The sequence below is a fragment of the Flavobacterium pectinovorum genome, assembly GCF_006438875.1.
GTDB lineage: Bacteria > Bacteroidota > Bacteroidia > Flavobacteriales > Flavobacteriaceae > Flavobacterium > Flavobacterium pectinovorum_A.
In genome coordinates this window covers 1-4,940 of the sequence record NZ_RCZH01000039.1, presented here as the reverse complement: position 1 = coordinate 4,940, position 4,940 = coordinate 1, and the positions used below count along the sequence as shown (strand labels likewise).

The 4,940-nt window shown below is 36.3% G+C and carries 1 protein-coding gene; it reads left to right on the top strand.

Annotated features, from left to right (window positions below):
- A partial coding sequence (locus EAH81_RS27180) for a SprB repeat-containing protein (protein WP_140512111.1) occupies positions 1 to 4,940 on the top strand: 4,940 nt, incomplete at both ends.

The following is a 4,940-nucleotide window of genomic DNA, read 5'->3' as shown; positions in this document are numbered from 1 at the left end:
CATTGAAATATGAAACTATTGCACCGTCTCAGGCAATAATTGCACAACAGCCTTCGAATGTATTTAATGGATTAGCTGCAGGTAGTTATACCTTTAAAGTTACGGATGCCAACGGATGTTTTGACACAAAAGTTATTACGATAGATGCAGCAGTGAAAATTGCTATTTCAGGAAATAAAAACAATGATGTAAAATGTAAAGGAGATTCAACTGGAAATGGAACGTTTACGATTTCAAACGTTGCTACTGCAGGAGATTATACTTTCGCTTTAACAGCAGGAACATTAGGAACAGGTACACTTACAAAATCAGCAACCGATGCTAATGTTTTAGTATTGAAAAATGTTGCAAAAGGAACTTATACAGTAGAAGTTACTTCAAATTCTACAGGATGTAAAAGCACTGCAACAATAATTATCGATGAACCATTAAATCCTTTAACAGCAACTCTTGTACAGGTAAATGGTAATTGTAAAGTTGGTACTTCAGCAGTTACAATAAACGCAGCAGGAGGAACACTTGCTTATAAATATGCATTTGTTTTGGATGGTGCTGCTATGGGTACATTGACAACTTCAAATACAGCTAATTTAGATCCGGCATTAGGTTCAGACTGGGATGGTTATGTTGTTGATGCAAATGGTTGTCAAGTTAAATTTGATATTACAATTGTTAATGATGCTGTGCCAACAGTTACTGCTACAGCTACCAATCAATGTTTAGGTGTAGGTACTTATACTATCACAGCAACAGGAGTTGGAAAAGGACCTTTTACTTATAGTATAAATGGTACTTCATTTAACACTCCAAATACGTTCACAGTAACTACTGCAGGAACTTATAATATTTGGGCGAAAGATGCAAATGGATGTATTGCTAAAACAACAACACCGGTTACTGTTTATGATAAATTAACAATAACTCCAATAATAGATAAAGACATTACATGTACTGTAGGTTCAGAAGAAGCTAAAGTTACCTTAACAATTGGTGGAGGAAGCGGTTCTTATACTTATAGTTATACAGCTACGCCAGCTGCTGCGGTAGGAACTTTTGCTGGAAATGTTTTCACTACAAGTGATCCTGCAGATTATATCTTTACTGTAAAAGACAATGTAAGTAACTGTACAGCGACTATCGCAGTACCAGTTCAAATTACAACACCTACACCTCCTCATTTCACAGCACCACTTCCAGCAGTGCTAGGTTGTTTTGGAGATACTTCAGGATCTATAACTATTAATATTGATCCTACTAAAGGAGTTGCACCGTTTTTAATTAATGTAAAAAACAAAGCGACACTTCAGGATTATGGAACACAAACATCTGGTTTACCTGCAGCTATTTATGTAGTTACAGTGACAGATGCAAAAGGTTGTAGCTATTCAGAAGATATTGAAATTAAGCAAGCAACTAAAATTATTGTTGCATCTCATGCAGATCCAATTACTTGTGATGCGATCAGTGGTGGAATTTCTAAAGGAAATGTTGTTGTTGATAGTGTAACAGGTGGAACAGCTCCTTACACATATTACGTTACAGGTCTTAATGGTTATAATAAATCTGAGCCTAATAATACTGGAGCTACTTCAGTTACTTTTAATGTAGTTGATTTTGGTTACTATACAATTAGAGTTGTAGATGCGAATGGATGTTCAGTAATCGAAAAAGACGTTTTAGTTGCTTCTCCTGTAGATAAACTTGATATTAATATTGATTTAACAACGGTTAATTGCGAAGCTATTGTTGGACCTCCTGCAGTTCCTGCTGGTGGTAAAGCCGTTGTAACAGTTGGAAGTTTATTAACTGGTAATGGACCATACCATTTCAATATTTATACAGGACCTGGACAAGTATTTACCGCAGACGGTGTTGGTGGATGGATAGGAGAATTTCCTGCAGTAGGAAGTGAATCAGCAATTTTTTACGGCCTTACTCCTGGAGTAACCTATACTTTTATAGTTTATGATGAAGTAACAAAATGTTATTATTATCAGCAAGCAGATAAGCCAGTTCCATCAAATTCAACATTATCTATTGTTAATGATGTGGCGCATAATATTACATGTACTGCAGCAGGTGATGGAAAAGTAACTTTTGAAGTTAAAAACAATTACGCAACTTCAGTTGATGTAAGTTATCAGGTTTTTGAATCTTTTACTAATGTACCAATTGCAGGAGCATCTGGATTAGCTACAATTGCTGGTGGTGCAACATCGGCTAGTGTTGATTTAGGTCCTTTAGCTGTAGGTACTTATTATATATTAGTTAAAGAAGTTGCAGGACCAAATAAAGGTTGTTCAGTAGTTTCTAAAGACTTTAATATTAAAGAATCACCTAAATTATTAGAATTAGTTGCTTCTGCTACATCAATAGCAGACTGTACGAACCAGGGAACTATTTCTGCTCAGGCAAAATTCGGAACAGCACCATACTATTATCAGGTAGTTGCTTCTGGAGCTTCTCCTGTAGATGCTGATTGGAAAACTCCAAATACATTTACAAAACCGGGAAGTGTTGCAGGTATTGTATATGATGTGTATACAAAAGATACTTTTGGATGTATTCAACATGTACCAGTTACAGTTTACAAATACCAAGATCCAACTATCAATGTACCAGCACCAATTTGTTATGATGGAAATCAATTTACAATTACTATAACTGGTTTTGTTGATCCGGCAATTGTTGGAGGTGCAACTTATAGTGTAGATGGAAGCGTTTTCCAGACATCACCAAACTTTAAATTCAATGCTGCAAAAATCTACAATTTGGTTATCAAAGACGGTAAAGGATGTACGGCTTCTGTAAATTATGAAGTTAAACCACAATTGAAACTTGATGTTAATTTGACTAAAGATATTGATTGTACAGGAACTCCGGATGCAAAGATTACTTTGACAGCTACAGGTGGTTTTGGACCAACTTATAAATATGAGTATTCTACTAATAATGGAGGAAGTTGGACAACAATGCCAAGTAATATTCTTGATACAAGTGTTACAGGAAGTTATATCTTTAAAGCTACAGATAATGGTAATACAACTATTTGTAGTGTTGAAAAAGGATTTACTTTAGATCCAATTCCAACGATTGCCTTTACGGCAGTTCCAACAGATGTAACTTGTTTTAGTGATTCAAATGGAACGATTACGGTTAACGTTACTAGCGGAACAGGTCCTTATGAATATCAATTAGAGCAAGGTGCTGCTATTCTTGTACCTTTCCCGGGATCAAGTCAATTTAAAAATTTACCGGCTGGAAATAATTATGTTGTTAGAGTTAAAGACGCTAAACAATGTTCAGATACTCGTACAGCAACAGTTGGTACACCAGTAGCATTATCAGCGAGTTCGTCGATAACGGCTCCATTGAATTGTACTACAGGAAATGCACCAACAAAAGCTGTTGTAACCGTAGTTGGAATAGACGGAACATCGCCATACCAATACAGTTATGATGGAGGCTTAACATACTCTACAAATGATAAATACGAAACATACGCAGGAATTAGATTCGATGTTTATGTTATGGATGCCAACGGATGTAAGTTCAAATTAGCAGATGGAGTTAATGTTCCGGCATTAAACGCTCCAACTGATATGGACATTTCAGGAACTCTTGTATTCTGTCAGCCAGCTGCCAGACAAACAAGTACAGTTACAATAAATTCAGTAACTAAGGGAGTTGGAACACCTCAATATGAGATTTTATCTCCAATTGTAAGAGCAAAACAGTTATTAAATGTATTTGCAGGATTGGCTCCAAGCAATGATCCTTATATATTCCAGGTTACAGACGCAAACGGATGTACGTATCAGGAATCATACATTGTAAAACCAGCCGTAAACATTACAGTTTCCGGAACAGTGGTTAGCGATGTAACTTGTAATCCAGGTGCAAACGGAGAAGTATTATTTACAGTAGGTAACTTTACAGGAACTTACAGTTATGTACTTAACGGAGGAGCTCCGGTTACAGGACAAACAAGTAAAACAATATCAATTACAGGATTAAGTGCTGCAAGTACACAAAGTATTGTAGTTACTGATGAAGTTACAAACTGTACAGCTCCGGCTTCAGTAAATGTTATTCAAAACCCTGCATTATCATTGTCAGTTATTGCCAATGTACCTGCAAATTGCGATAACAAAGCTAAAGTACAAGTATTAGCTTCTGGCGGAGTTGCACCTTACGAATATTCATTTGTAGTTTCAACAGCAACAGGACCAGGTACCTTTACACCATCAGATACTGCATTTTTAGATACAGCGACTTCTTTCAATTGGAAAGTTTATGTAAAAGATGCTAATAGTTGTATAATTACAGCACCACTTGCGGTAATTATTACCAAAGATGCTGCACCAGCAATTGCAATGCCGGCACCAATATGTTATGTTGGAACGAATGTTACAATAGATTTGGCGGCATTATCTACAGTAGCTGTAGCTCCTGCGAAATATACACTAAACGGTGTAGAAATACCAGGTACTACTTATACGGTTACAGGTGCGGGAACTTATATATTTGGTATCATTGACGGTAACGGATGTAAATCAAACCAAGTAAGTTTTGTAGTAAAACCACAAGTGTTTTTACAAGCAGACTTGAATCAGGATTTAACATGTGCTGTAGATGCTACGATTAAATTGACTCCAACAGGAGGAACAGGAACTTATACTACTTATGAAGTAGATATCGATGGAACTGGATATAATGCCTTCACAACATTGCCTTATGTTGCAACAGTTGATGGAACGTATACTTTTAGAGTAACAGATTCTCAGGGATGTCCTGCAGTATCAAATGCTGTAATAGTAACTCCAAAAACAGTTCCAAAAGGAATTGCAGTAGCAACGAAAGTAAGTTGTTTTGGAGATAGCAACGGAAGTATTGTTGTTACAGCTTCAAACGGAATCGAGCCTTATAAATATAGAATC